Source organism: Paraburkholderia sp. HP33-1 (assembly GCF_021390595.1).
In the GTDB taxonomy this organism is placed as follows: domain Bacteria; phylum Pseudomonadota; class Gammaproteobacteria; order Burkholderiales; family Burkholderiaceae; genus Paraburkholderia.
Window position 1 is genome coordinate 1,958,001 of sequence record NZ_JAJEJR010000001.1, and the last position, 25,760, is coordinate 1,983,760.

Consider the following 25,760-nt stretch of genomic DNA (forward strand, 5'->3'; position numbering starts at 1 on the left):
TGAAAGCGGATTAGCGAGCTTAACGAGCCACTGCAGCGGCCGAGCGGCGCCGCACGCGGTAGTTCACGAACAGGTCGGCGCCGAGCAGGCAGAACAGCAGCAACCCCTGGAATACGCCCGAGAGCGCCTGCGGCAATTGCATCGAGGTCTGCACCGCTTCGCCGCCGAGGTACAGCAGCGCCATCAGGAGACTCGCGAGCACGATGCCAATTGGATGCAACCGCCCGACGAACACGACGATGATCGCGGTGAAGCCGTAGCCCGGCGACCACGTTGCCTGCAACTGGCCAATCGGACCCGCGATCTCTCCCATGCCGGCGAGGCCCGCGAGGCCGCCGCTGATCAGCAGCGAGGTCCAGATGGTTTTCCTGTCGGAAAACCCCGCATAGCGCGCGGCGAGCGGCGCAAGTCCGCCGACGTTCATCCGGTAGCCCGCGAAGCTCTTGCGCATGAACAGCCAGACGAGCGGAATCGCGATCAGCGTAAGGAACACGGAGGCGTTCAGGCGCGTGCCGCGCAGAAATTTCCAGTGCCAGTCGCCATACAGCGTCGGATACAGCGCGTCGCCGCTGAACATCTCCGACAGCGGGAAGTTCATGCCCTGCGGATCGCGCCACGGGCCGCTCACGAGGTAGATCAGCAGCTGCGTCGCGACGTACGTGAGCATCAGGCTCACGAGAATCTCGTTGGTGTTGAAGCGGCTCTTCAGGAACGCGGGAATCGCGGCCCACGCCATGCCGCCGAGGATACCGGCGAGCATCATGGTCGGCAGGATCCACCAGCCGCTCGCCTGATCGAAGTAGATCGCGACGCCGCTCGCCGCGATGCCGCCGAGCAGCATCTGCCCCTCGGCGCCGATGTTCCACACGTTCGCGCGATAACCGATCGCGAGACCGAGGCCGATCAGGCACAGCGGCGACGCCTTCAGCAGCAGCTCGGACCAGCCGTTGATGCTGGAGAGCGGCTCGATGAAAAACGCGTGCATCGCCTGCAACGGGTCGCGGCCGACGAGGCCGAAGATCAGGAAGCCGATCGCGAGCGTCAGCAACGCGGCGATCAGCGGCACGGCAAGCTGCATCGTGCGCGAGGGCGTCGTGCGGGCTTCGAGTCGATAGGGAAGCATCATGGGTAGCGTGTGATTGTTCGGGTTCTGTTCTTCAGGGTCCGCAGTCGGATGTCTGGTTAGCGTCCTGGCTGTTGGCGCGGTGAGCCGGCTCGCGGCAGGCCGCGCCCGGCCTCACGCATGCGCCGGCTGGTCCGCCGCAGGCGCCGCGCCCTCGCGGTCGCCGAACAGCCCCGCCATCCAGCGGCCGATTTCCTCGGCGTTGGTCGCACCGGTCGCGCGCACCGGCGAGAGCCGCCCGCCCGCGAGCACCGCGATGCGGTCGCAGATATCGAATAGCTCTTCCAGCTCCTCCGAGATCACCAGAATCGCGACGCCGCGCGCCGACAGATCGAGCAGTTGCTGACGGATGAACGCGGACGCGCCGACATCGACGCCCCACGTCGGCTGCGCGACCACCAGCACCTTCGGTGCCTGCAGGATTTCGCGGCCCATGATGTATTTCTGCAGATTGCCGCCCGACAGACTTTGCGCGAGCGCGTCAGGGCCGCCGCAGCGCACGTCGAACGCGTCGATGCAGCGCTTTGCGAACGCGCGCATCGCGCCCGCCCTGATCCAGCCCGACTTGACCATGTTCTGCCGATGCGCAGTCAGGAGCGCGTTGTCGGCGAGGCTCATCGCCGGCACCGCGCCGCGCCCGAGCCGCTCCTCGGGCACGAAGCCGAAGCCGAGCGCGCGCCGCCCGCCCGCGCCGAGGCGCGCTGCCGGCTTGCCGCAGATCGTGATCGCATCGGCCGGAAGGCTGCGTTTTTCACCGCGTTTTTCTCCGGACAAAGCCGCGAGCAGTTCCGCCTGCCCGTTGCCCGACACACCGGCAATGCCGAAGATCTCGCCCGCATGCACGCCGAACGATACGTCGCGCAACGACGTGCCGAACGGATCGTCGCTCGCGACCGATAACTGCCTGACGTCGAGCAGCACCGCGCCCGGCTTGTGCTCGCGCCGCGTGTAGTCCGGCAGCGAATGGCCGACCATCAACTGCGCGAGCGACGCATGCGTCTCGTTCTTCGGCTTCACATGACCGGTCACGCGGCCGCCGCGCATCACGGTCGCGGTGTCGCACAGTTCCTGGATTTCGTCGAGCTTGTGGCTGATGTAGAGGATGCTGCAGCCTTCGGCGGCGAGCCGGCGCAGCGTGGTGAAGAGCTTGCGAACCGCCTGCGGCGTCAGCACCGAAGTCGGCTCGTCCATGATCAGCAGACGCGGATTCTGCAGCAGGCAGCGCACGATTTCGACGCGCTGCCGCTCGCCCACCGTCAGGCTGTGCACGTGCCGCTGCGGATCGATATCGAGGCCGTAGTCGGCCGACACCTCGCGAATGCGTTTGGATAGCGTCTTCAGATCGAACGGTTCGTCGAGCGCCAGCGCAATGTTTTCGCCGACCGTCAGCGTCTCGAACAGCGAGAAGTGCTGAAACACCATGCCGACGCCGAGCTTGCGCGCGGCCGCCGGATTCGCGATGTCAACCGTCTCGCCTTCCCAGCGGATCTCGCCGGCGTCGGGTCGCACCGCGCCGTAGATGATCTTCATCAGCGTGCTTTTGCCCGCGCCGTTCTCGCCGAGCACCGCGTGGATTTCGCCGGGTGCGACGACGAGCGTGACGTCGTCGTTGGCGCGCACGGCCGGGTATTGCTTCGTGATGCCCGTGAGCGCGAGCCGGGGGACTGCCCCGCCGGTGAATTGCGCGCCGTCGCTATGTGGAGTGTCGCTCATGAGATTCCGTAGTGCGTTCGTGACGATCCGTCACCACAACCGGTTGACGATACCTAATTCGACCCACTCAGTCGAGTTGACAAAATTCCCGCAAACCCGCGCCGCTACAAGCTCTGCGGGTATGCATCCCTTGACGCCGTTTTTCGTTCATACTAAAACGCATATACCTTTACGTCCGATCGATCAGCCAGTACATATATTCCGGAGGGTCCATGAGCCAGCAACGCGAGGCGATCGACACGTACCTGCTACGCGTGTTGCACACGCTGCTGATGGAGCGCAGCGTCACGCGCGCCGCCGTCAAACTGAACCAGTCCCAACCCGCCATCAGCGCGGCGCTGCGCCGTCTGCGCGATATCACCGGCGATCCGCTGCTCGTGCGCGGCAAGTCCGGCATGGTGCCGACCGAGTACGGTCTGCGCCTGCTCGAACCGGTGCAGAACGCGCTGCGCGAAATCGAGCGCATCAAGTTCCAGCAGCACAACTTTGATCCGGCCACGTCGATCCGCTGCTACCGGATCGGCTGTCCCGACTACCTCAACGTACTGTTCGTGCCGACCGTCGTCGAACGTTTCCGCCAGGCGGCGCCGAACGCGACGCTCGAATTCCATTCACTCGGCCCCGCGTTCGACTACGAACTCGCGCTCGAGGACGGCAAGCTCGACATCGTCGTCGGCAACTGGCCCGAGCCGCCCGAGCAGCTGCATCTGTCGAACCTGTTCGTCGATCAGATCGTCTGCCTGATGAGCAACACACATCCGTTCGCCAAACGCGGCGGGCTCACGCTCGACCAGTACCTGAACGCGCCCCATCTCGCGCCGACACCTTACTCGGTCGGCCAGCGCGGCGCGATCGACGTGCATCTCGCGCGCGAGCGGCTCAAGCGCCACGTGGTCGTCATGCTGCCCTACTTCAATCTCGCGCCGTACGTGCTGATCAAATCCGACCTGATCTTCACGACAACGCGCCTTTTTGCCGACTACTACGCGAAGTTCCTGCCGCTGACCGTGGTGCCCGCGCCGCTCGACTTCCCGCCGATGCAGTACTACCAGTTGTGGCACGAGCGCGTGCATTACTCCGACGAAGTGCGCTGGCTGCGCGGTCTGGTTGGCGAGGCGACCCGGACGTTGATCGACAAGTCCTGAGGCGAGATGCGGCGCCGATGCCGCCCCCTTTCCCCTCAAGCCGCCGCCTCATAAAGCTGCCGCGCAAGCCGGTTATGCCGCTCGATCACCGGCCCGAGTTCGAGTGTCGCCAGCTGCCCGTTCTTCACCACCACCTTGCCGTCGATCACGCTATAGCTGACCTGCGAGGGTGCGCAGAATACCAGAGCGGCCACCGGATCGTGCAGCGCGCCGGCAAACTGCGGCTGACGCAGATCGAACGCGACGAAATCCGCGGCCATGCCGGGCGCGAGCGCACCAATGTCGTCGCGATTGAGCACGCGCGCGCCGCCCAAGGTCGCGATTTCGAGCGCCTCGCGCGCGGTCATCGCGTCGGGCCCGAAACCGACGCGCTGCAGCAGCAGAGCCTGACGGACTTCGGCAACCATCTGTGCACCGTCGTTCGACGCGGAACCGTCGACGCCGAGCCCGACCGGCACGCCCGCGAGCCGCATGCGCTTGACCGGCGCGATGCCTGACGCGAGCCGCATATTCGAGCACGGACAATGCGCGACGCCGGTGCCAGTGCGCGCGAACAGCGCGATGCCCGCGTCGTCGAGTTGCACGCAGTGGGCATGCCATACGTCGCGGCCGACCCAGCCGAGATCGTGCGCATACTCGGCCGGCGTCATGCCGAACTTCTCGCGGCTGTACTCGACGTCGTTGACGTTCTCCGCCAGATGCGTGTGCATCGACACCCCGTACTGGCGCGCGAGCACCGCCGATTCGCGCATCAGGTCGCGGCTCACCGAAAACGGCGAGCACGGCGCCACCACGACGCGCAGCATCGCGTAGCGACCCTCGTCGTGATACGTCTCGATCAGACGCTGCGTGTCCTTCAGGATGTCCGCTTCGCGCTCGACCACCGAATCGGGCGGCAGGCCGCCGTCTTTCTGTCCCACGCTCATACTGCCGCGCGCCGCGTGAAAGCGCATGCCGATCCGGCGCGCGGCCGCGATGCTGTCGTCGAGGCGACTGCCGTTCGGATAGATATACAGATGGTCGCTCGAGGTCGTGCAGCCGGACAGCAGCAGTTCGGCCATCGCGGTCAGCGTCGACACTTCGATCATGTCGGGCGTCAGGTTCGCCCATACCTTGTACAGATTCGTGAGCCAGCCGAACAGCTCGGCGTTCTGCGCGGCAGGAATCGCGCGCGTGAGGCTCTGGTACATGTGGTGATGCGTGTTGACGAGGCCCGGAATCACGAGGTGGCCGCGCAGGTCGAGCACGTCGTCGGCCGTGGGCGGCAACTGATCCGTCGGGGCGACCGCGACGATCCGGTTGTCCTCGATATAAAGGCCGGCGTCGCGCAGTTCGCGCCGCTCGCCATCCATCGTGACCAGCACGTCCGCATGCTTCACGAGCATCGTTTTGCCGGGTTGCTTCACTGCTTCGTTCATCGTCATTCGTCTCTCCGCCCGCACAGCGCTTACCATCGGTAGCCAAAATCCCGCTGACAACTCGCGCGGTTGCGATACCCAACCTCACACCGCCAATATAGTGGCGCTTTTTTGGCGCCGGTACGATCGGCCGATGTGCCGGCGCGGCTTTCGACTGGCTGTCCATCATGCGCGAACCATTATCTTTCCTATCGCTCGCGCGCTGAACGGAGCATCCTTTTTACAATGGCTGCCACGGCGCTCGCATCAATTCGCCGACGGGTATGCAGCCACTGACGTGGAGCCTCGATCCGCCGCAAACGTCATGGATCGGGCCGCCGCCGACACCTCGCATTCACACAAGGACAATTGCGAATGGGCAAGCTCACTACCCACGTGCTCGACACCGCGAACGGCCGTCCCGGCGCAGGCATCAAGGTCGAACTCTTCGCGCTCGCGGGCGACACGCGCCGCGCGCTCAAAACCACATTCACCAATCACGACGGCCGCTGCGACGAACCGCTGCTCGAAGGCGACGCGCTCGTCGCGGGCGAGTACGAGCTCGTGTTCGGCGCCGGCGACTACTTCGCCTCGCTCGGCACGAAGGTGCCGGAACCGCGCTTCGTCGATCGCGTCGTGCTGCGCTTCGGCGTCGCCGATGCCCACGCCCACTATCACGTGCCGCTGCTGGTGTCGCCGTTTTCGTACAGCACGTATCGAGGCAGCTAGGCCGCCTCGATGCGAGCCGCGCCTGAACAGGCACAAGCAGGCGCAAGCGCCCCGCGATACCCATAACAACCCGCGCGCTGCGTCTTTAACCCCGCAGTCGGCGCGATGAGCGACGACGCCGAGCGTCATCGCGCGCACAACGAATCAGAAGTGGAGGAGTTTCATGGAAGGCTTTATCACCGACTGGCTGAACCTCGCGATTCGCTGGTTCCACGTCGTCGCCGCGATTGCGTGGATCGGCGAATCGTTCTATTTCGTCGCGCTCGACAACAGCCTGAAACCGCCGGCGGATCCGAACCAGCGCCGCCGCGGCGTGTTCGGCGAGCTGTGGCACGTGCATGGCGGCGGATTCTACAACATGCAGAAGTACACGGTCGCGCCGCCCGAAATGCCCGAAGACCTGCACTGGTCGAAATGGCCGTCGTACACGACGTGGTTGTCGGGCTTCGGTCTCTTTACCGTGCTGTATCTGTTCTCGCCGAGCACCTATCTGATCGACAGGAACGTGCTCGACATGGGGCCGGTGGTCGCCGTCGCATCGGCGATCGGTTTTCTCGCGGCCGGCTGGATCGTCTACGACTCGCTGTGCCGGATTCTCGGCACGCGCGACAAGCTGCTCGGCATCTGCGTCGGCATTTACGTGCTGATCGCGGCGTACCTCGCCTGTCATATCTTCGCGGGCCGCGCGGCGTATCTGATCATGGGCGCGATGCTCGCGACGATCATGTCGGCCAACGTGTTCTTCGTGATCATTCCGGGCCAGCGCAAGATGGTCGACGCGATGCTCAAGGGCGACACGCCGAACCCGATCTACGGCAAGCGCGGCAAGCAGCGCTCGGTGCACAACACGTATTTCACGCTGCCGGTCGTGTTCGCGATGCTGTCGAACCACTACGCGATGACCTACACGCATCCGTACAACTGGGCGGTGCTCGTCGTCATCATGCTGGCCGGCGCGCTGATCCGTCAGTTCTTCGTGATGCGCCATCGCGGCCAGGTGCTGTGGTATCTGCCGCTAATCGGCGTCGCGCTGATGTGCACCGCGCTCGTGTGGACCATGCCGCGACCGGTGGTGCCACAGGCGCAAGCCGCCAACGCGCCGGCGCTGAAGGTCGCCGACATCGCGCCGGTGCTGCAGCAGCGCTGCGTGGCCTGCCACTCCGCGCATCCGACGATGATGGGCAGCGCACCGGCCGGCGTGCTGATGGATACGCCCGACGAAATCTCGCAGAACGCACAGCGCATCTACCAGCAGGCGGTCACGTTGAAGGCGATGCCGCTTGGCAACGTCACGCATATGACCGACGACGAGCGGATGAAGATCGCCGCGTGGTTCGAAGGCGGCGCGGCGAAGTAAGGATCGCTGTCGGGATGACAGAACCGGCGCCAAGGTAGAGGCTGGAATGTGAAGCGGGCTTGTCGCGTGAGCGGCAAGCCCGTTGTTGTTTTGGGACTACTGCGTGTGCAGTCAGCCGGATCGATACATCGTTTTGTAGCCACAGGGCTACACAATTTCCAAAAACGCCTAAAATGTAGCCTTAGAGTCACAAAAACAAATAAGCATTTTGTACCTCTTGGGCTACAATACATTTCAGATTCGCCAAATCTGACACCCTGAGGCTACAAATGACCAACCTCGCCGATGTCTCGGACATGCTCAAAGCCGTACGACGCGACAGCAAACTATCGCAGGAAGAACTGGCACGCCGCGCGGGCGTTGCCCGCACTACCGTCGCGCGCATGGAGACGCTCGCCAAAAACGATATGAGCGTGTCAGTGCTCGTGCGCCTGCTCGAAGCCGCCGGTTACGACCTCAAGTTCGTCGCGCACGGACATGGACGCACGCTCGAAGACATCCTCGCTGAACAGCGCAGCCCGGACGCGCGGCCATGAAGCTCGACGTTCAGGTACTGGGCAAAAACGTTGCCACGTTGTTTCGCGAGCGCGATGACTATGTCCTCAAGTACAACCGCGACGCTAGCACGACCGACTTCGTCAGTCTGACGATGCCGGTGCGCGAAGAGGCCTGGCGCTGGCCGCGCGACCTGCATCCGTTTTTCCGCCAGAACCTGCCCGAGGGCTATCTGCTGAATCTGATCCGCGAGCAATTCGGACCGCTGCTCGATGGAACCGATCTCTCGCTGCTCGCGGTGGTGGGCTCGATGGGGATTGGCCGCGTCACGGTCGCGCCCGAAGGTGTCGCGCCGGGCACCGAACTCCAGGCGCTCGACGTTCAGGACATCCTGCACGGCGACAACTCCGCCGAACACTTCGCGCAACTCGTCCGTGAATACGCACGAGCGGCTATTTCGGGCGTCGTACCCAAATTCATCGCGCCGGAAGCCCAGCCGTCCGCCGCGTCGACGCCGTTGCAACTCGGCAAGCCGACGCTTAGAACGAGCCGTCACATCGTCAAAGGTTCGGACGACAACACGCCCTTTCTCGGTTTCAACGAGTTCTATTCGATGCGTGTGCTGGAGCGGCTTGGGGTTGCGCCCGTCGCACGCACGCAGATGTCCGACGATGGCCGGGCGCTGATCGTCGAGCGCTTCGATGTCGACGCGCAAGGGCTGCCGGCGTACGGCGTGGAAGACATGTGCGGCCTGCTCGGTTTGCCGCCGCACGAAAAATACAACTCGACGACCGAGAAAATGCTCAATGCGGCCAGGGCGTATCTGCTCGCTCGCGACACCATGCGGGTGCAACTCCAGCAGCTCGGCTGGCAACTGCTGACGAACTACGTCGTGCGCAACGCGGACTGCCACACCAAGAACGTCGCCCTGTTCTATACGTCGATCGACGATGTGGCGTTCACGCCCGTCTACGACGTCGTGACGACGCAGGCTTATCCGCGCTTCGCAGCCAATCCGCCAGGCTTGCCGATCGACGGCCGGAAAACCTGGGCAGCGGGTAAAACGCTGGAACGATTCTTCAACACGCGCATGGGCATCGCGCCGCGGCAATATGCGCAGATGGTCGAAGCGCTGTGCGAGTCGGCTGTCGACGTCGGCCACGAGTTGATCGAAGCAGCGCGCAACGAACCGCAGTGGCGCATGGTCGCCAAGCAGATGCTGCACGCGTGGGACGACGGCATGACAGCCCTGCGCTCGCCGAAGAAAAGCCTGCCATTCAAGGGGCTCAAGCCCGCGATCGAAGCAGCGGGATTTTCGGCGCCTGAGCCGCCCGAACGGTCACGGGAGGTCATCGGGCATTCGCCGCTGCTTGGCAGGCGAAACTGATCGCTACCCATGCGAAAAAGCCCGCGACATAACCTGCGTCGCGGGCCTTTCTTTTCAGCCACCACCCTACCGGCTACCCGGCAGCTGCATTGCCATCAAACCGCCACCGCGCTCAACGCATCTTCCGTGAGCCACAGCGACTCCGCCAGATCCTGCTCGTTCAGATTGAGCCCCTCCCCGCCGCGATCGACGACGACGAAGTCGCTCACCTCGCCCAACGCAATCAGCGGATGGTGCCACACGCCTTTTGCGTAATTGACGCCCTGCCAGCCGCTCGTGACGAACGCACGGATCTGCGTCGCGTCGAGCTCGCCCACGGGCGCGACGACGACCAGATACGGCTTGTCGTTCAGCGGCACGAACGCCTGGCTGCCGAGCGGATGACGCTCGAGCATCTTCACTTCGAACGGCAACGAGCGCGGCTCGCCACGAAACAGATTGACGAGCGTGCGGCCGTGCTCGTCGGTCACGTCGATTTTGGCGAGATCGTGGTAGCGGATCGTCGTGCCGAGATTGATCGGAATCTGCTGCGCGCCTTCGAGTTCGATCACGTCACCGAATGCGGCGAACGCTTCCTTCGTCAGCGGTTCGATCGCGAGCGTTTTCATTCGAGCGTACCCCACAGACGCAAACGAGACACGCCGCCGTCCGGATAGATGTTGAAGCGCACATGCGTGACGGGCCCGAGCGCCGCGATCTCGCTTTCGAAGAAATGCTGCTTGTCCATCTGCAGTTTCTGTTCGCCGAGCAGCACCGGCCAGAACATCGCCTGCGTGACGAGCGAGCTGTCGGTCCCCCCCATCACGTACGCGGCCTGGATCGAGCAGCGATCCGGATAGTTGCCCTTGAAGTGCGCGGTGTCGACTTCGATCTTGCGGATCACGCCCGGCTGCGCGAGCGCGATGATCGCCCAGTCGTTGCCCGGCTCGCGACGACGGCGCGTTTCCCAGCCGTCGCCCATGTTCACGCCGCGACCCGGCATCAGTAGCGTCGAGGCTGCGCCGAAGTGCTGGTTGTTCGCGCCGACCAGATACGCGCCGTTTTCCATCGCGGCGAGATCGAACTGCTCGGCGCGGCTCGCGCCGGCCCAGTCTACCTGCGGCTGACCGTACACACGCAGACGCGCGATACCGCCGTCCGGATAGATGTTCACGCGCAGATGCGTGTACGCGCTCGCGTCGCCGACTTCGAGATAGTGGTGGCTATTGCCCTGCAACGTGGTCGACGGCACGATCTCGGTCCATTGCGTCGCCTCGTTCGGCAAGCCATCGACAACGCGCGCCGCTTCCACCGACGCCGCCGGCGGGAAGTTGCCGGTGAAGTGGCTGGTGTCGAGGTCGAGCCCCTTGATCACGCCCGGCCGCGCGAGTTTGACGATGCACCAGTCGTAGCCCGTCGTGCGCTTGCGGCGCGTTTCCCAGCCGTCCATCCACTTACCGTTGTTGTCGTACTTACCCGGAATGAAGACGGCCGGTTCCGGATTCAGCATGCGGTCCTTCGGCGCGAAGAATTCGTCGCTGGCCTCGAGTGCCTGCGCGCCCAGACGCGGGTCCGCCAGATTTACGTAACGGCGCGTGAATTCCGGTGCGTTGGGGTCGAGAATCGGAAGTGCCATCTGTGTCGTCCTTGATATCGATTGATGCGAAAAAACGCCGCGGCTCGCTGCCTGACGCTGTGCGCGTCACGCGCCGATCAGGTCGTCGAGCCGCAAACGTGCAATGCGATAGATCTGATCGAGGCTCGCGCGCATTTCCTCGGCGCGGCTATTGTTCACGCGCGATTCGAAGTTCGCGATGATGCCGTGGCGGTCGTAGCCGCGCACCGCGAGAATGAACGGAAAGCCGAATTTCTCGCGATACGCGCGGTTCAACTCATGCAGCTTGTCGAACTCTTCCCGGGTGCATTGCTCGAGACCCGCGCCGCTTTGCTCGCGCGTCGATTCGGCGGTCAGTTCGCCACGCACCGCAGCCTTGCCGGCCAGCTCCGGGTGCGCGGCGATCAGCGCGAGCTGCTTGTCCTCGCCCGACGTTTCGACGATCTGCGACATCCTGCGATGCAATTCGTCGATGCTCGCGAACGGTCGCTCACGCGCTGCGACTTCGGCGACCCACGGCGAGTGCTCGAAGATGCCCGACAGCGCCGCGACGAACGCGCCGCCCGAGATGCTGTTGAGTTGGTCCAGGGTGTATTGCATCGCCTTCATGCGGCAGCCTCGCGGCTGCCTTGCTGGTAAGGATGAGTCGCGTGCCAGTGCCGCGCGATATCGACGCGCCGCGACACCCACACGCTATCGTGCCGTTCGATGTGATCGAGAAAGCGCTGCAGCGCGCGAAAACGTCCCGGCCGCCCGAGAAGCCGGCAGTGCATGCCGATCGACAGCATCTTTGGCGCTTCGTCGCCTTCTTCGTAGAGCACGTCGAACGCATCGCGCAGGTAGGTGAAGAAGTGGTCCGCGGTGTTGAAGCCTTGCGGGGTGGCGAAACGCATGTCGTTGGTGTCGAGCGTGTACGGCACGATCAGTTGCGGTACGGTCTTGCCGCCCGATACTTCGACGTCCATCCAGAACGGCAGGTCGTCGCCGTAGTAGTCGGAGTCATAGAGGAAGCCGCCGTATTCGGCGACCAGCCGATGCGTGTTTGGACTGTCGCGGCCGGTGTACCAGCCGAGCGGCCGCACGCCGGTCACGCGCTCGATCGCCTGCATGCCGAGGCGCATATGGTCCGCCTCTTTCTCCGGCGACATGTCCTGATAGTGAATCCAGCGGTAGCCGTGGCACGCGATCTCATGCCCGAGCTCGACGAACGCCTGCGCCACTTCGGGATGCCGCTCGATCGCCATGCCGACGCCGAACACCGTCAGCGGCAGGTCGCGCTTTTCGAATTCGCGCAGGATGCGCCACACGCCCGCGCGAGAGCCGTATTCGTAGATCGACTCCATGCTCATGTGCCGCGCCGGATACGCCGCCGCGCCGACGATCTCCGACAGAAACTGCTCGGAAGCGGGATCGCCATGCAGTACACAATTTTCGCCGCCCTCTTCGTAGTTGAGGACGAATTGCACCGCGACACGCGCTCGCCCCGGCCAGTTCGCCTGCACCGGGTGGCGGCCGTAGCCGATCAGATCGCGTGGGTAGTTCGGGTCGAGTGGCATGGTTTGACGGAGGCGTAATGACGGGACCGGGAATTCGCGTGTAGCTCGGGCATGAACCCCCTCGGCAGCGGCGGCGGGAGGGGCTCGTGCAAGCGCTCGAACAGCGGCTTCAGCGGTGGCCGAAGCCGCCGCACCGAGTTGAGCCAGTGTAGCGAAAACACCCCGGTGCGCCCATACAGCCGCGCAGATAGTGCGTGTTACACCGAGTGTATGTGCGAGTCCGCCGACTCGGCGTTTACCCGCGGCGCGCCGGGGCTGAACGACGCGAGCGCACCGTCGTAGCGCTTCGCGAGCGGCCGCGCGTAGTCGCCGCGCTTGGCCGTCGCCAGACGCAGCGCCACCAGCGCCTCGGTCCATTTGACGGCCGCCGTCACGCCTTCGATCACCGGCGCGGCGAGCGCGTCCTCGATCTCCGCGCACAGTTCGGCCATGCCCGCGCAACCGAGCACGATCGCATCCGAGCCGTCCTCGGCGAGCGCGCGCCGGCATTCGTCGAGGATGATGCGGCGCGCCGCCGAGCCCGGCTTGTCGAGATCGAGCACGGCGACGTCGGTCGCGCGCACGTTGCGGCAGAAGCGCTTCATGCCGTAGCGCTCGGCCAGATGCCAGGCCATGCCGCAGGTGCGCGCGAGCGTCGTCACGACCGAGAAGCCCGGTGCAAGCACGCTCGCCGCATGCATCGCCGCCTCGGCAATGCCGATCACCGGGCCGCGCGCTAGCTCGCGGGCCGCATAAAGACCAGGGTCGCCGAAGCACGCGATCACGTAGCCGTCGCAGCCTTCCCGCTCGCCCGCCGCGACTTCGGCGAGCAGACCGGGCGTGGCGAGCGCTTCGTCGTAATAGCCTTCGATCGACGGCGGGCCCATCGTCGGATTGACGGCGATCACTTCGGTGCCGGGCGCGGCGACTTCGCGCGCGCAGCGCCCCATCGCCTCGGTCATGCGGCGCGTCGTGTTCGGATTGATCAGCTTGATTCGCATGGCGACTCCTCTTCGACTCTGTGTTGCTGCGGCGATAACTCGAGAAAACCCGGCGCACCTCAGCGTGCGAGCATCCGATAAAACAACGCGCCAAGTCCCGCGCCGATGAACCACGAGAAATTCGCCAAGCCGTCGAGTCCCGGCACCATCACGCAGAGCACCGCAAGCAGTGCGGCCGGCAGCAGCGCGGCCACCGCGCGATAGTTGACGCCGTTGCGATACCAGTACGAGCCGCTCGGCGCGACCGTGTACAGATCGTCGAGCACGATCTTCTGACGCTTCACGAGGTAGAAGTCGACGATCAGTACACCATACAAAGGTCCGATGAAGCTGCCGAGCACGTCGAGCGTGTAGTGGATCACGGCCGGATTGTTGAACAGGTTCCACGGCGTGATGAACACCGACGCGACCGCGGCGAGCATGCCGCCCGCGCGCCAACTGATCAGGCCCGGTGCGACGTTCGAGAAGTCGAAGGCCGGCGACACGAAGTTCGCGACGATGTTGATGCCGATCGTCGCGATCGTGAAGGTCAGCGCGCCGAGAATCACCGCCAACGGATAGTCGATGCGGCCCACCGTCTCGACCGGGTCCATGATCAGTTCGCCGAACACCGGCAACGTGGCCGCGGTCGTAATCACCGTGACGAGCGAGAACGCGAGGAAGTTGACCGGCAGGCCCCAGAAGTTGCCGCTCTTGACACTGCGAAAGCTCTTGCCATAGCGAGAGAAGTCACCGAAATTGAGCATCGGCCCGGAGAAGTACGACACCACCAGCGAGATCGCCGTGATCATCACGGGCACCACTTCCATGCCATGATATTTGACGCCGCCGAGATTGATGCCGATGTTGCGCCAACCCGCGCGATACACCATGTAGCCGGCAAGAATGAACATCACGACGTAGACAGCCGGCCCGGCGAAGTCGATGAACTTCTTGATGGTCTCCATGCCGTGCCAGAACACCAGCGCCTGCAGTACCCATAGCAGCATGAAGCCGGACCAGCCGAGCGTCGACAGACCGAGCAGGCCATGCCGATGCACGTCCGCATACGGCATCAATTGCGGCACGAACTTCAGTACGACGATCACGAGCGCGCTCGACGCGAGATACGTCTGAATGCCATACCACGCGACCGCGATCAGGCCGCGGATCACCGCGGGAACATTCGCGCCCAGCACGCCGAAGGTCGCACGGCACGCGACCGGATACGGCACGCCGTTCAGCTGGCTCGGCTTCGCGATCAGGTTGCACAGCACGTTCACAAGCGTGATGCCGACGAGCAGCGACACCAGCACCTGCCAGCTCGTCAGGCCGAGCGCGAAGAGACTCCCCGCGAACACATAGCCGCCGACGCTATGCACGTCCGACATCCAGAACGCGAAGATGTTGTACGCGGTCCAGTTCTGCGCGCGGAGCGGCGCGAGGTCCTTGTTGTAGAGCCGCTCGCTGTAGCCGGCTGGCATCGATGGATCGGCTTGCGTTGTACCGTCCGGGTAGTTGGAGATGGGGTGAGCGCCTGGCGCTGCACTGAACTGAGCCATGATTCCTCCTTTGGATAGGGGCCGTCGATAAAGCATCGACGGACGTTGCATCGGCCATGCCAGTTGCTCGTTTCTCGCCCTGCATGGGTCGAAGAAGTCGGCGCCGTGGTCGTGGGCCGTGCCGCGCGTGTCTCCGTATTGATGGATTTGTGGTTATCGCATCGCCAGCCCGCGCGGATTCCCGGCGATACGTCGCTATCCGTAAGTCCGTCGTCTCGCGACGGACGTGCGTGTTCAGGCCGGCAGCGCTCGCGCGAGGCCGCCCGGCCGTGCATCTATCGGTTCAGTTCAATTCAGTGCGGCTCGCACCACGAACGGGCGCTCGCCTGCTGCTTGCCTCAGCCTGGGGTGGAGTCGGCTTCGGCTGTTGATGTGGATGTTTCTTTCGGCGCGAGCGCGCCGAATACTTCGTGCAGATCCGCTGCCCCGCGCGCGGGGCGCTCCAGCATCTTCAACTCGACACTTTGCAGATGGCGCGACATCAGCGCCGCCGCCTGCTTCGCATCGCCAGCGTCGAGCGCGGCGAGAATCGCCTCGTGGTCCTCGAACGAGCACGGGCTGCGTCCGAGCGATTCGCACAGCGCGGAAATCAGCGTGGAGCGCGCGACCAGTCCGTTCAGGCAATCGCACAACACCGTGTTGCCGGTCAGGTTCGCGAGTTCCGTATGAAACTCGCCCGACAACCGGATCCACGCCGGGAAATCCCGCGTTTCGAACGCCTTGCGTTCCCGGCCGATCATGCTGCCGATGTTCTTCAAGCGCCGCATGCCGTGTCCGCTACAGATCTTTTCGACGACGGCCAGCTCGATGATGCGGCGCATTTCGAACACCTCGTGCACCTCCTGCAACGACGGACTCGCGACGAACGCACCGCGATTCGGCTCGAGATCGACGAGGCGCTCCCCCGCCAGCTGCGACAGTGCCTGACGGATCGGACCGCGCTTCACGCCGAATACTTCGCATAACTGAGCTTCAGTAAGCTTCGCACCGGGTGCCAGCCGGTGCTCGAGGATCGCCGCCCGGATGCGCTCGGCGATTGCTTCGGGCTTCGAACTGTTCGCGACGGATTCGGTGTCGGACATGATGTGCGCCTCGGTATGTTGGTCATCATAGGATGGACACAAATATTGTCAACAATTTTTGCGTCGATTTTCGACAGTTTTTGTGCTGCGCCGCGGCGGATCGGCCTTCAGGCCAAGCTGCGCGGCTGCCTGGTGGGAATCTTACCCCGTTTGGACAACGCGAGGCCTGCTTGCTGGCAGCCAGTTTTTGTCAACAAAAACTGAAACCGTTGGCGGCGGGTGTGGAAGGTAGTGAGTTTCGAAACGCTGGCAGTTAGTTGCGTTATCAACACGGAAAAAAAGCGGGCTATCAGCCCGCCTCTGCCCCGCCCAAGCACGCTTTAGCCAAGAGTCGGATAGCCCGACGCCGTCAGCCTGAACCCATGCGCGTTGGCGACCAGACGCGCGTGCGCACCGACTGGCAATGTCAGCATGTTGGGAACGTGCCCGAACTGCAGTCCCGTCACGACCGGAATGCCGATCAGCGAGCGCACCTGCTCGATCATCGCGTACAGGTCGTAGCCGTTGTCGTACTCGTAAGGCTTGCCGCCCGAGAAATCACCGAGCACGAGCGCCTGCTGCTGCGCGAGGATGCCGGCCAGATGCAGCTGATAGATCATCCGCTCGATGCGGAACGGCTGCTCGTTGACGTCCTCGACAAACAGGATGCCGCCCTGCACCGGCGGCATGTACGGCGTGCCAACCAGCGACGCCACCACCGCCAGATTGCCGCCCCACAGCATGCCCGATACGTCGACGCTCTGCGCCTGCGGCGTGTTGCTCGCGACGGTGATGGTCGGTTGGGTCAGCGCCGACCAGAAGTGCTGCATCGTGAATTCGCTGAGCTCCTCAGCGCCGAAATCGCTCATCAGCATTGGGCCGCTGAAGGTCTTCACGCCAGCGCGCGCGAGCAGCGCCAACTGGATCGCGGTGAAGTCGCTGTGACCGACCAGCGCGATCGGCTGATCGACCAGCCGCCGCTGCAGCCCTTCGTAGTCGAGACCGTGCAGGATCCGCACCGCGCCGTAGCCGCCGCGCACGGCCAGCACGACATCGGGCAGTTCGCGCGACGGATCGGCGAGCCGGTTCAGATCGGCCGCGCGCTCGCCGTCGGTGCCGGCGAATCGCTGATAGCGGCGCTTCGCGGCCTCCTCCCCATCGACACGATGCCCCTGCGCGCGCAGCCGATGCAACGCGCGATGCAGCACCTCCGGATCATGCGGATAACCGGATGGCGCAATCAGTTCGATGGTGCGATGAGCGGTCATGGCGAGACCCGTTGGACGTTGTTGTTTTAAAGCGGCGTGGTTAGGGGCGGTTCGTTGCCTTCAGCCGCCTCGCCGCGCGCTGCCGCGCGCGCTTCGCGACTCGCGCGACGCCGCTCGGCGAAAAACGATCTGAGCGCCGCGCCGCATTCGGCTTCGAGCACGCCGCCGCGGACCGTCGTGTGATGGTTCAGTTGAGGATTCGCGAACGCATCGACGACGCTGCCGCACGCGCCGGTTTTCGGATCGCGCGCGCCGAACACGACACGTGCGATGCGGGCGTGCATGATCGCGCCGGCGCACATCAGGCAGGGCTCGAGCGTCACATAGAGCTCGCAGCCAGGCAGACGGTAGTTTTCGAGCGACTGCGCGGCGGCGCGCAGCGCGACCATTTCGGCATGCGCAGACGGATCGTGCGCGCTGATCGGATGATTGAAGCCCCTGGCGATGACTTCATCGCCGCGCACGAGCACCGCGCCGACCGGTACTTCGCCGGCTGCGCGCGCTTCTTCGGCGGCGGCCTGGGCGAGCGCCATGAAGCGCAGGTCGCGTTCGGAGACGCTGGAAAGTTCGGGATTTTCGGAAGGCGTGGCGGCAGCGGGCGTAGCGTGATCCGCCGCGGGCGAGGAAACCTCGCCGATGCTAGCGCCAACCGATTTCTCGCCGTCCTCGTCCTGGGCCGGAAAGCCAACCGCGGCGGCACTCATGATCGGCTCGCTCACTGCGAACCCGCACCGGCCGCATCGACATTGCCGACGCGCTCGGACAGACGTTCGGCGATGCGGCGGCAGTATTCGCGCGGCAGGACCATCGGGCCGCCGCGCAGCGATTCGAGCGCCATATCGAGCGCAAGCATGCGCGCCTGGAGACGGCAACGGGTCGCCTGATCGCTCACGGCATTCAGCTCCGTTTGCAGGTCGCGCAACGCGCGAAGCTGCTCGACAGCGGGCGGCACGAAGCCCGCGTTTTTCAGAATCCGGTTGGCGACGCGCACCTCTTGCGGCACCAGCGCGTCGTCGTCCAGGGGCAGCGGCGCACCCGCGCCCGGCAAGTCGTCGAACTCTCCGCGCGCGGCGGCGGCGGCAATACGCTGTTCGACAAGCGCATCAAGCAATTTCATCTGCAATCCACTACGTTGCGGCCCGAGCATTCTATCAGGGAGCGCAGGGGTGTTCAGCGCTCACCGGAAAGCAGAAACCCGCCAATTCGCGGACTATCGGGCATTTGACGGTGCTTCGACGTGGACTTAGAGTAAGTCGTCAGGTCGCACGACGCGCGCGGCGCTCAAGTAGCGCGGCACGCGGATGTTTTCCGCTCGTCGAAGTCGATGCCGCGATGTCATTCAAACCGATCGGTCACTGCCGTACTTTTCCCGTCGTGAATCCGCAACCGGTCTGCGCCGCGCAGTCCGTGAGGTGCGGTCCTCACGCCCTGCGGCGCTTGAGCAAGCGTGCCGTGTTGGCAGCGGTTGCCGCGACGGCGCTGCTTTCCGGTTGCGGCGTCTTTTGCGGTGGCGCGGCGGCAAGTGGCGGCGCCTATGCCGGCGGCTGCGGGACGAGCGTGCGGTTCTAGCTGGCGGCTCGCGAGACAGGCGCGAGTTCGACGCAGCCCCCCCCTTTAGCCCTGCCCGACCAACGGCCACCGCGCGAGCACGATATGCCGGGTTCGCCCGAGCAAACTGTGCATCAGCGCAAACTCCCGCACATTCCAGCACGCCGGCTCGGCCGGGCGGCGCGCGATCCACGGCAGCCCGTACGCCAGCGTCACGTGCGGCGTAAAACGCGCGTCGGGCTCGATGCCGCCGGCCTTCAACCCCGCTTCGAGCGCATCGTGAAGTGCTTGCAGGCCACGCACTCCGTGCTCGCCAACCAGCACCGCCGGCCCGAGCCGGGGCTTTTTCGCGAAGCTCGCGACCGCATCGAATTCGACCGTGAACGGCGCTATGCTGACCGACGCCGCCGCCCGCTTCGCTGCCTCGACCACATCCGTCGGCAGGCCGCCCGCGAAATTCCCGAGATGCCTGAGCGTGACGTGCAAGCGGTTCGCAGCAAGCGGTTTGCCGCGCACGCCGCTGCGCCCTCGCGCATCCACGCAAAGCTGCTGCGCGAACTTCGCGATACCGGCCGCGGTGTTGGCGTCGGGATAGACCGCGAAAAAGAGCCCGTCGGTAGGCGGGGGCGGCGCCTCGAGCCCGGGCAACCACAGTTGTTCAGGCATTGCGCCTCGTTCCCTCGCTGATTCTTTCTGCCGATCCGCACACCGCCGCACAGGCGACCCATTGCAGCCATGATACTGTATATTCATACAGTATCACAGGCCGCTCGCGAAAACAGGGCGCTATAGGCCGGCCGGCTTGCCGATGCGCTCGTACCAAAGCTCGATAAACGACTCGGCCGCCGGCGACAGCGAATGCTCGGCGCGCCGGATCAGGTTCACGTCGCGCGTGACGAGCGGCGCTTCGAGCCTGCGCGCAACCAGATCGCGGTGCGGAAACGAGCCGAGCAGAATGCCCGGAAAAATCGCGATGCCGAGACCCGCCTGCACCATCGAGAGCCCGGTCGTCATATAGGACACCTCATATTCCACCGCCTTGCGCATGCCGAGCGTGAACAGCGTTTCGTCGATCAGCTTGCGGATGCCGCTCGTCGACCTGATGCCGATCCACGGATACTGCAGCGCATCCTTCCAGCTCACGCGCCGCTTCTTCGCAAGCGGCGAATCCTTGCGGCAGAACGCGCACAGATTGTCGCGCGCAAGGCATTGCAGCGTGATGCCCTCGGGCCGCTCGCTAATCGTGCCGATGCCGAACTCGACGTCGCCCGTCAGCGTCGACGCGGTCAGGCGGTCGGGCGCGGCGTCGTCGACCGAGACCTCGATATTCGGATACAGCGCGCGATATTCGGCGAGCAGCGTCGGCACGATCGCCGCCGCGATCGACGGCGTCGCCGCAAAGCGCAACTGACCGCGCTCGCGCCCGGCCAGCTCCTTCACGCTCGACTGGATCGACTCGAGATCGCGCAGCATCCGCTCGACGGTCGGCAGGATTTCGTGCGCGGCCGCGGTCGGCCGCAGCGAGCGCGACGTACGGTCGAACAGACGCAGGCCGAGCGCCTCCTCCAATTGCCGGATCAATACGCTGACCGCCGGCTGCGTGATGAACATCTCGTCGGCCGCGCGCGTCAGCACGCCGAAGCGGCACACGAGCGCGAACGCGCGCAACTGCCTGATGGTTGGGGTCATGAACGCGCAATCATAAAGTTACTTTATGGAGCCATTGATTTTGTTCGATTGTTTTCATTCGAACAGTACCCTACATTGCTTTCCCACACATCGAGCATCCGTTCAGAAAGCGACACGCACAACGACAGGAGACAGTCGTGACAGCAATCGATTCACGCAAACGCTGGGTCGGCGCGGTGGCGTCGACGCTCGGCAACGTGCTCGAGTGGTACGACTTCGTCGTGTTCGGCTTTCTGTCGATCATCATCGCCAGGCAGTTCTTCCCCAGCGACAGCGAGTACGCCGCGCTGATGCTCACCACCGCGACGTTCGGCGCGGGCTTCGTCGTGCGGCCGCTCGGCGGGATTCTGCTCGGCATGTACGCGGACCGCAAAGGCCGCAAGGCGGGCCTCACGCTCGTCATCGCCATGATGACGGTGGCCGCCGCGATGATCGCGCTTACCCCGGGTTTCCAGCAGATCGGCCTGATCGCGCCGGCGATCGTGCTGTGCGCGCGTCTGTTGCAAGGCATTTCGGCCGGCGGCGAATTCGGCACCGCGACTGCAATGTTGATCGAATACGCGCCGAAAACACGACGCAATCTGTACGGCAGCTGGCAGATGTTCGCGCAGGCATTCGGCGCTTTGCTTGCGGTCGCGATGGGCAGCGCGCTCACGCATCTGTTCACGCATGAGGCGCTTGAATCGTGGGCGTGGCGTATTCCGTTCCTGCTTGGTCTGCTGATCGGCCCGGTCGGCTTCTATATCCGTCGCAATCTGCCGGAAACCGAGGCCTTCCAGAAGCTCGGCCCGCGCATGAAGGTGCCTCTCTCTCGCGTCGTCATGCACTATCCGCGCGAGTTGTTCGTCGCGACCGCGCTGTCCGCCGCGCTTAACGTGATGGCCTACGTGATCATCACGTATCTGCCGATTTACGCGGTGCAGAACCTGCACATGCCAGTGACGCTGCCGTTTTCCGTGCTGCTCGCGAGCGTGCTGCTGCGCGTCGTGACGATTCCACTGTTCGGTTGTCTGGCGGATCGCATCGGCGGCGAGCGCATGATTCGCGTCGCGCTCACGCTGTTTCTGATCGTGCTGTACCCCGCTTACTACTGGATCGTCAACGCACCGTCGTTCGCGTCGATCGTAACGGTCGAACTCTCTTTCGCGCTTTTGATCAGCGCGTCGAACGCGCCGATTCCGGCCGCGCTCGCCGGTCTGTTCCCGACCGAAGTCCGTTCGACCGGCCTCGCGATCTCATACAACATCGGCGCGGCCGTTTTCGGCGGCTTCTCGCCGATGGTGCTCACGTGGCTGCTGCACGTGAGCGGCAACAACATGATGCCCGCGCATTTCTGCGCCGTGTTCTTCGCGCTGGGCCTGATCGGCGCGCTCATGCTGAAGCACCGCGCGTCGCCGGTGAACGAGTTCGCCACCCAGTAACGCGCTCCATTTTCCTCTTACACGCACGGCGATTCGAATCGATCAGGAGATCGAATCGACCGGCCGACGATACTGAAGGCGCACGCCGCGCCTTCATTCGATGACTCTCTCTCCCGGAGATCCCGCATGCCTGTGATTGACGTTCATACGCACATCTTCACCCACAAATGGCTCGAGCTGCTGCGGCGGCGCGGCGGCGCGTACAACATCCAGACGCGCCCCGACGGGCAGCAGGAAATGTTTCGCGGCAACACGCCGGTCGTGATTCCGCAAAAAGGCCACTTCGATTTCGACATGCGCATCCGTCAGATGGACGAATCGGGCATCGACATTTCGGTCGTCTCGCTGACCTGCCCGAACGTGTACTGGGGCGATCAGGAAACCAGTTGCCTCGCCGCGCGCGAATCGAACGACACGATTGCCGAAGCGCAGGCCAGATACCCCGGGCGCATCCGCTGGTTCACGTCGCTGCCGTGGGAGTATCCGCAAGCGGCGCTCGACGAACTGCGCCGCACCTGCGAGAACGGTGCGAGCGGCGTAATGGTGCTCGCGAATATCGGGGGACGCAGCCTCACCGATCCGATGTTCGCGCCGATCTGGGCCGAGATCGATCGTCGCGCGCTGCCGGTGCTCGTGCATCCGACCGATCCGCCCGGCGCCGAACTGATGGACATGACGAAGTTCGATCTGAGCTGGGCCGTCGGCTTCATGTTCGACACGACGCTCGCGATCACGCGGATGATCTTCGAAGGCTTCTTCGACCAGTATCCGAATCTGAAGATCATCGCGTCGCATGCGGGTGGCGCTTTACCTTATCTCGCCGGCCGCTTCGAGAAAGGCAACGAGGTCGAGATCCCGCAACGCCGCAAGATGAAGCGCAAGCCGATCGACTATCTGCGTCATATCTACTACGACTGCATCACGTATAGCCCGGGGTCGCTCGATTTTCTCGTCTCGGTGGTCGGCGCGGACCGCGTGATGTTCGGCACCGACTGGCCGCATCAGGTGTACGACATTCGCGGTGCCTTCGCCAACACCGCGCGGCTGCCGAAGGAGCAATGCGACGCAATCCGCGGCAACAACGCGCTGCGGGTGTTCGGATTCTGACGCGAGTCGCGGCGGCAACGAGGACGTGATGCGCCGGGATACACTGGCACCTCCGTCCTCGCAACGGCACACGTCCATGAAAGCGACCCGCACCCTTTCGACCGTCGAAGTGCATACAGGCGGAGAAGCGTTCCGCATCGTCACGAGCGGACTGCCGCGTCTGCCGGGCGACACGATCGTGCAGCGCCGCGCGTGGCTGAAGGACAACGCCGACGAGATTCGCCGAGCGTTGATGTTCGAGCCGCGTGGTCACGCCGACATGTACGGCGGCTACCTGACCGAGCCGGTCTCTCGCGATGCCGACTTCGGCGTGATCTTCGTGCACAACGAAGGCTATAGCGATCACTGCGGACACGGCGTGATCGCGCTCGCGACGGCCGCCGTCGAGCTCGGCTGGGTCCAGCGCACGAGTCCGCAGACGCGCGTGGGCATCGATGCGCCTTGCGGCTTCATCGAGGCCTTCGTCGAATGGGACGGCGAGCACACCGGCCGCGTGCGTTTCGTCAACGTGCCATCGTTTCTGTGGAAGCGCGACGTTAGCGTCGACACACCGTCCTTCGGCAAGGTCACCGGCGACATCGCCTATGGCGGCGCGTTCTATTTCTATGTCGACGGCGCGCCGTTCGATCTGGCGATACGCGAGTCCGAAGTCGAACGCTTGATCCGCTTCGGCGCCGAAGTAAAGGAAGCCGCGAACGATGCGTTTGCCGTGCAACACCCGGACATTCCGGAAATCAACCACATCTACGGAACCATCATCGCGAACGCGCCGCGTCATCCAGGCTCGACGCAGGCGAACTGCTGCGTGTTCGCCGATCGCGAGGTCGATCGTTCGCCGACCGGTTCCGGCACCGCCGGCCGCGTCGCGCAGCTATACCAACGCGGTCAGCTCGGCGCGAACGACACGCTCGTCAACGAATCGATCGTCGGCACGATATTCAGGGCACGCGTGCTGCGCGAAACGTCGGTCCACGGAATACCGGCAGTGATTCCCGAGGTGGAAGGCGACGCGTATATCTGCGGGTTCGCACAGTGGATCGTGGATGAGCGGGATCCGCTGGCCTATGGTTTTCTGGTGCGCTGATCGGGCTACTGCCGGGCCCCCCCAAAAAAACCACTGCTGACACGGCAGCGTCATTTTTCCAGGATGTTCTGCGGATTGCCAAACTTCTGCTACTTTAAAGTGGCGTCGCGCTTTCTCGTCCGCGTTGCGGGTCGAGTCAAAACGCATGATCGCGGATGCGGTCATCGCGGCCAGCCTACGGAACCCTGCGCGAGCTCCCTTGTGAGTTGGTATTGACCTGAACGGAAGGAGACAGTCGTGAGCGCCATGATGAAAGCCGCCGTATTCGTCGAACCGGGCCGTATCGAGCTAGCCGATAAGCCCATGCCCGAGGTAGGCGCCAACGATGCGCTGGTGCGCATTACGACCACCACGATCTGCGGCACCGATGTGCACATTCTGAAAGGCGAGTATCCGGTCGCCAAAGGCCTGACCGTCGGCCACGAGCCGGTTGGCGTGATCGAAAAGCTCGGCAGCGCGGTGAGCGGCTACGAGGAAGGTCAGCGCGTGATTGCCGGTGCGATCTGTCCCAATTTCAATTCGTACGCGGCGCAAGACGGCGTCCCGTCGCAGGACGGCAGCTATCTGATCGCCAAAGGCCAGTGTGGCTGCCACGGCTATAAGGCGACTGCGGGCTGGCGGTTCGGCAACCTGATCGATGGCACCCAGGCCGAATACGTGCTGGTACCCGACGCGCAAGCGAACCTCGCGCCGGTCCCCGACGGCCTGAGCGACGAGCAGGTGCTGATGTGTCCCGACATCATGTCGACCGGCTTCAAGGGCGCGGAGAACGCCAACATCCGGATCGGCGACACGGTGGCGGTGTTCGCGCAAGGGCCGATCGGCCTGTGCGCGACCGCGGGTGCACGCCTCCTGGGCGCGACCACGATCATCGCGGTGGATGGCAACGACCATCGTCTAGAGATGGCGCGCAAGATGGGCGCCGACGTCACGCTGAACTTCAAGAATTGCGACGTGATCGACGAGATCCTCAAGCTGACGGGCGGCCGCGGCGTCGATTCGTCGATCGAAGCGCTCGGCACCCAGGGCACGTTCGAATCGGCGTTGCGCATCCTCAAGCCGGGCGGCACGCTGTCGAGTCTCGGCGTCTACTCGTCCGATCTGACGATTCCGCTGGCGGCATTCGCGGCGGGCCTCGGCGATCACAAGATCAATACGGCACTGTGCCCTGGCGGAAAAGAGCGCATGAGACGTCTGATGAACGTGATCGAGTCCGGCCGCGCCGACCTCGGCGCACTGGTCACGCATCACTACAAGCTCGATGACATCGTGGCCGCCTACGAGCTGTTTGCAAATCAGCGGGACGGTGTGCTGAAGGTGGCGATCAAGCCGCATTGATGGCGGCATGCGAAGCACGGGCGATGTGCCGACGCGGCGGGCGGCGTCGGCCGCGCCGGGGAGCGTCAACAACGGGAGGGGCTCAATCCGACCTCCGGTTCTTACCGCGACTTCTACCGCCAACCTGTTTCGCTGGCCGGCGACATCCACCGATAGCTGCCGTGATGCATTTTTTTAAATCAACACGTTACGGCAGTTTTTCGATGACTCACGATATTCCCCGAAGG

At 64.3% G+C, this 25,760-nt stretch carries 24 protein-coding genes; 9 read left to right on the forward strand and 15 right to left on the reverse strand.

The annotated features are described in order from the left end of the window. Positions 1-19: 19 nt before the first annotated feature. Complete coding sequence (locus L0U81_RS08885; protein WP_233801835.1) at positions 20-1,126, reverse strand: ABC transporter permease; 1,107 nt, start codon at positions 1,124-1,126, stop codon at positions 20-22. Positions 1,127-1,237: 111 nt separating this feature from the next. Then, complete coding sequence (locus L0U81_RS08890) at positions 1,238-2,836, reverse strand: ABC transporter ATP-binding protein (protein WP_233801837.1); 1,599 nt, start codon at positions 2,834-2,836, stop codon at positions 1,238-1,240. A gap of 212 nt (positions 2,837-3,048) precedes the next feature. Here L0U81_RS08890 and L0U81_RS08895 point away from each other — a divergent pair, with 212 nt between their 5' ends. Further along, the gene (locus tag L0U81_RS08895) at positions 3,049-3,981 is read left to right on the forward strand and encodes a LysR substrate-binding domain-containing protein (protein ID WP_233801839.1); all 933 of its coding nucleotides are present in this window, start codon (positions 3,049-3,051) and stop codon (positions 3,979-3,981) included. 35 nt (positions 3,982-4,016) lie between these two features. Here the strand turns inward: L0U81_RS08895 and L0U81_RS08900 are convergent, their stop codons facing one another. Then, on the reverse strand, positions 4,017-5,405 hold the full coding sequence (locus L0U81_RS08900; protein ID WP_233801841.1) for an 8-oxoguanine deaminase: 1,389 nt from the start codon (positions 5,403-5,405) through the stop codon (positions 4,017-4,019). A 348-nt stretch (positions 5,406-5,753) separates the two neighbouring features. Here L0U81_RS08900 and uraH point away from each other — a divergent pair, with 348 nt between their 5' ends. The 4 genes from uraH to L0U81_RS08920 all read left to right on the forward strand — a co-directional run bounded on the left by uraH (position 5,754) and on the right by L0U81_RS08920 (position 9,346). Further along, on the forward strand, positions 5,754-6,107 hold the full coding sequence (gene uraH, locus L0U81_RS08905; RefSeq protein WP_233801843.1) for a hydroxyisourate hydrolase: 354 nt from the start codon (positions 5,754-5,756) through the stop codon (positions 6,105-6,107). 163 nt (positions 6,108-6,270) lie between these two features. Next, positions 6,271-7,464, forward strand: coding sequence for a urate hydroxylase PuuD (locus L0U81_RS08910; RefSeq protein ID WP_233801845.1), 1,194 nt, complete (start codon positions 6,271-6,273; stop codon positions 7,462-7,464). 269 nt (positions 7,465-7,733) lie between these two features. Beyond that, positions 7,734-8,000: a helix-turn-helix domain-containing protein gene (locus L0U81_RS08915; RefSeq protein ID WP_176379240.1), complete on the forward strand. Its 267-nt coding sequence runs from the start codon at positions 7,734-7,736 to the stop codon at positions 7,998-8,000. Further along, positions 7,997-9,346, forward strand: a complete 1,350-nt coding sequence (locus tag L0U81_RS08920; RefSeq protein WP_233801847.1) for a type II toxin-antitoxin system HipA family toxin — start codon at positions 7,997-7,999, stop codon at positions 9,344-9,346. Before L0U81_RS08915 ends, L0U81_RS08920 begins: the two co-directional genes overlap by 4 nt. A 95-nt stretch (positions 9,347-9,441) precedes the next feature. Here the strand turns inward: L0U81_RS08920 and L0U81_RS08925 are convergent, their stop codons facing one another. The 12 genes from L0U81_RS08925 to L0U81_RS08980 form a co-directional block, all read right to left on the reverse strand. After that, positions 9,442-9,954, reverse strand: a complete 513-nt coding sequence (locus tag L0U81_RS08925) for an ureidoglycolate lyase (RefSeq protein WP_233801849.1) — start codon at positions 9,952-9,954, stop codon at positions 9,442-9,444. Further along, on the reverse strand, positions 9,951-10,961 hold the full coding sequence (alc, locus tag L0U81_RS08930; RefSeq protein WP_233801851.1) for an allantoicase: 1,011 nt from the start codon (positions 10,959-10,961) through the stop codon (positions 9,951-9,953). Before alc ends, L0U81_RS08925 begins: the two co-directional genes overlap by 4 nt. A 66-nt stretch (positions 10,962-11,027) precedes the next feature. Then, positions 11,028-11,549: a 2-oxo-4-hydroxy-4-carboxy-5-ureidoimidazoline decarboxylase gene (uraD, locus tag L0U81_RS08935; RefSeq protein ID WP_233801853.1), complete on the reverse strand. Its 522-nt coding sequence runs from the start codon at positions 11,547-11,549 to the stop codon at positions 11,028-11,030. Next, on the reverse strand, positions 11,546-12,496 hold the full coding sequence (puuE, locus tag L0U81_RS08940; protein ID WP_233801855.1) for an allantoinase PuuE: 951 nt from the start codon (positions 12,494-12,496) through the stop codon (positions 11,546-11,548). Before puuE ends, uraD begins: the two co-directional genes overlap by 4 nt. A gap of 197 nt (positions 12,497-12,693) precedes the next feature. After that, the gene (locus tag L0U81_RS08945; protein ID WP_233801857.1) at positions 12,694-13,476 is read right to left on the reverse strand and encodes an aspartate/glutamate racemase family protein; all 783 of its coding nucleotides are present in this window, start codon (positions 13,474-13,476) and stop codon (positions 12,694-12,696) included. A 59-nt stretch (positions 13,477-13,535) separates the two neighbouring features. Beyond that, positions 13,536-15,017 carry an NCS1 family nucleobase:cation symporter-1 gene (locus L0U81_RS08950; protein ID WP_233801859.1) on the reverse strand — a complete coding sequence of 494 codons (1,482 nt, stop codon included), beginning with the start codon at positions 15,015-15,017 and terminating at the stop codon, positions 13,536-13,538. A 338-nt stretch (positions 15,018-15,355) separates the two neighbouring features. Continuing rightward, the gene (locus L0U81_RS08955; RefSeq protein WP_233801861.1) at positions 15,356-16,099 is read right to left on the reverse strand and encodes a GntR family transcriptional regulator; all 744 of its coding nucleotides are present in this window, start codon (positions 16,097-16,099) and stop codon (positions 15,356-15,358) included. A 320-nt stretch (positions 16,100-16,419) separates the two neighbouring features. Continuing rightward, a complete protein-coding gene (gene ldcA / locus L0U81_RS08960; RefSeq protein WP_233801863.1) occupies positions 16,420-17,346 on the reverse strand; it encodes a muramoyltetrapeptide carboxypeptidase in 927 nt (308 codons plus the stop codon). A gap of 26 nt (positions 17,347-17,372) precedes the next feature. Continuing rightward, positions 17,373-18,065: a tRNA adenosine(34) deaminase TadA gene (tadA, locus tag L0U81_RS08965; protein WP_233801865.1), complete on the reverse strand. Its 693-nt coding sequence runs from the start codon at positions 18,063-18,065 to the stop codon at positions 17,373-17,375. Then, positions 18,062-18,463, reverse strand: coding sequence for a DnaJ family domain-containing protein (locus L0U81_RS08970; RefSeq protein WP_233801867.1), 402 nt, complete (start codon positions 18,461-18,463; stop codon positions 18,062-18,064). Before L0U81_RS08970 ends, tadA begins: the two co-directional genes overlap by 4 nt. A 497-nt stretch (positions 18,464-18,960) precedes the next feature. Continuing rightward, positions 18,961-19,560 (reverse strand): 2'-5' RNA ligase family protein, encoded by a 600-nt coding sequence (locus L0U81_RS08975; RefSeq protein WP_233801869.1) that lies wholly within the window; start codon positions 19,558-19,560, stop codon positions 18,961-18,963. 120 nt (positions 19,561-19,680) lie between these two features. Then, entirely contained in the window at positions 19,681-20,583 is a 903-nt protein-coding gene (locus L0U81_RS08980) for a LysR family transcriptional regulator (protein WP_233801871.1), read from the reverse strand. A 137-nt stretch (positions 20,584-20,720) separates the two neighbouring features. Here L0U81_RS08980 and L0U81_RS08985 point away from each other — a divergent pair, with 137 nt between their 5' ends. The 4 genes from L0U81_RS08985 to L0U81_RS09000 all read left to right on the forward strand — a co-directional run bounded on the left by L0U81_RS08985 (position 20,721) and on the right by L0U81_RS09000 (position 25,533). Then, positions 20,721-22,004, forward strand: a complete 1,284-nt coding sequence (locus L0U81_RS08985; RefSeq protein ID WP_233801873.1) for an MFS transporter — start codon at positions 20,721-20,723, stop codon at positions 22,002-22,004. Positions 22,005-22,130: 126 nt separating this feature from the next. Continuing rightward, entirely contained in the window at positions 22,131-23,111 is a 981-nt protein-coding gene (locus L0U81_RS08990) for an amidohydrolase family protein (protein WP_233801875.1), read from the forward strand. Between the two features lie 76 nt (positions 23,112-23,187). Continuing rightward, positions 23,188-24,195 carry a trans-3-hydroxy-L-proline dehydratase gene (lhpH, locus tag L0U81_RS08995; RefSeq protein ID WP_233801877.1) on the forward strand — a complete coding sequence of 336 codons (1,008 nt, stop codon included), beginning with the start codon at positions 23,188-23,190 and terminating at the stop codon, positions 24,193-24,195. 237 nt (positions 24,196-24,432) lie between these two features. Beyond that, positions 24,433-25,533, forward strand: coding sequence for an NAD(P)-dependent alcohol dehydrogenase (locus L0U81_RS09000; RefSeq protein ID WP_233801879.1), 1,101 nt, complete (start codon positions 24,433-24,435; stop codon positions 25,531-25,533). Positions 25,534-25,760 lie beyond the last annotated feature (227 nt).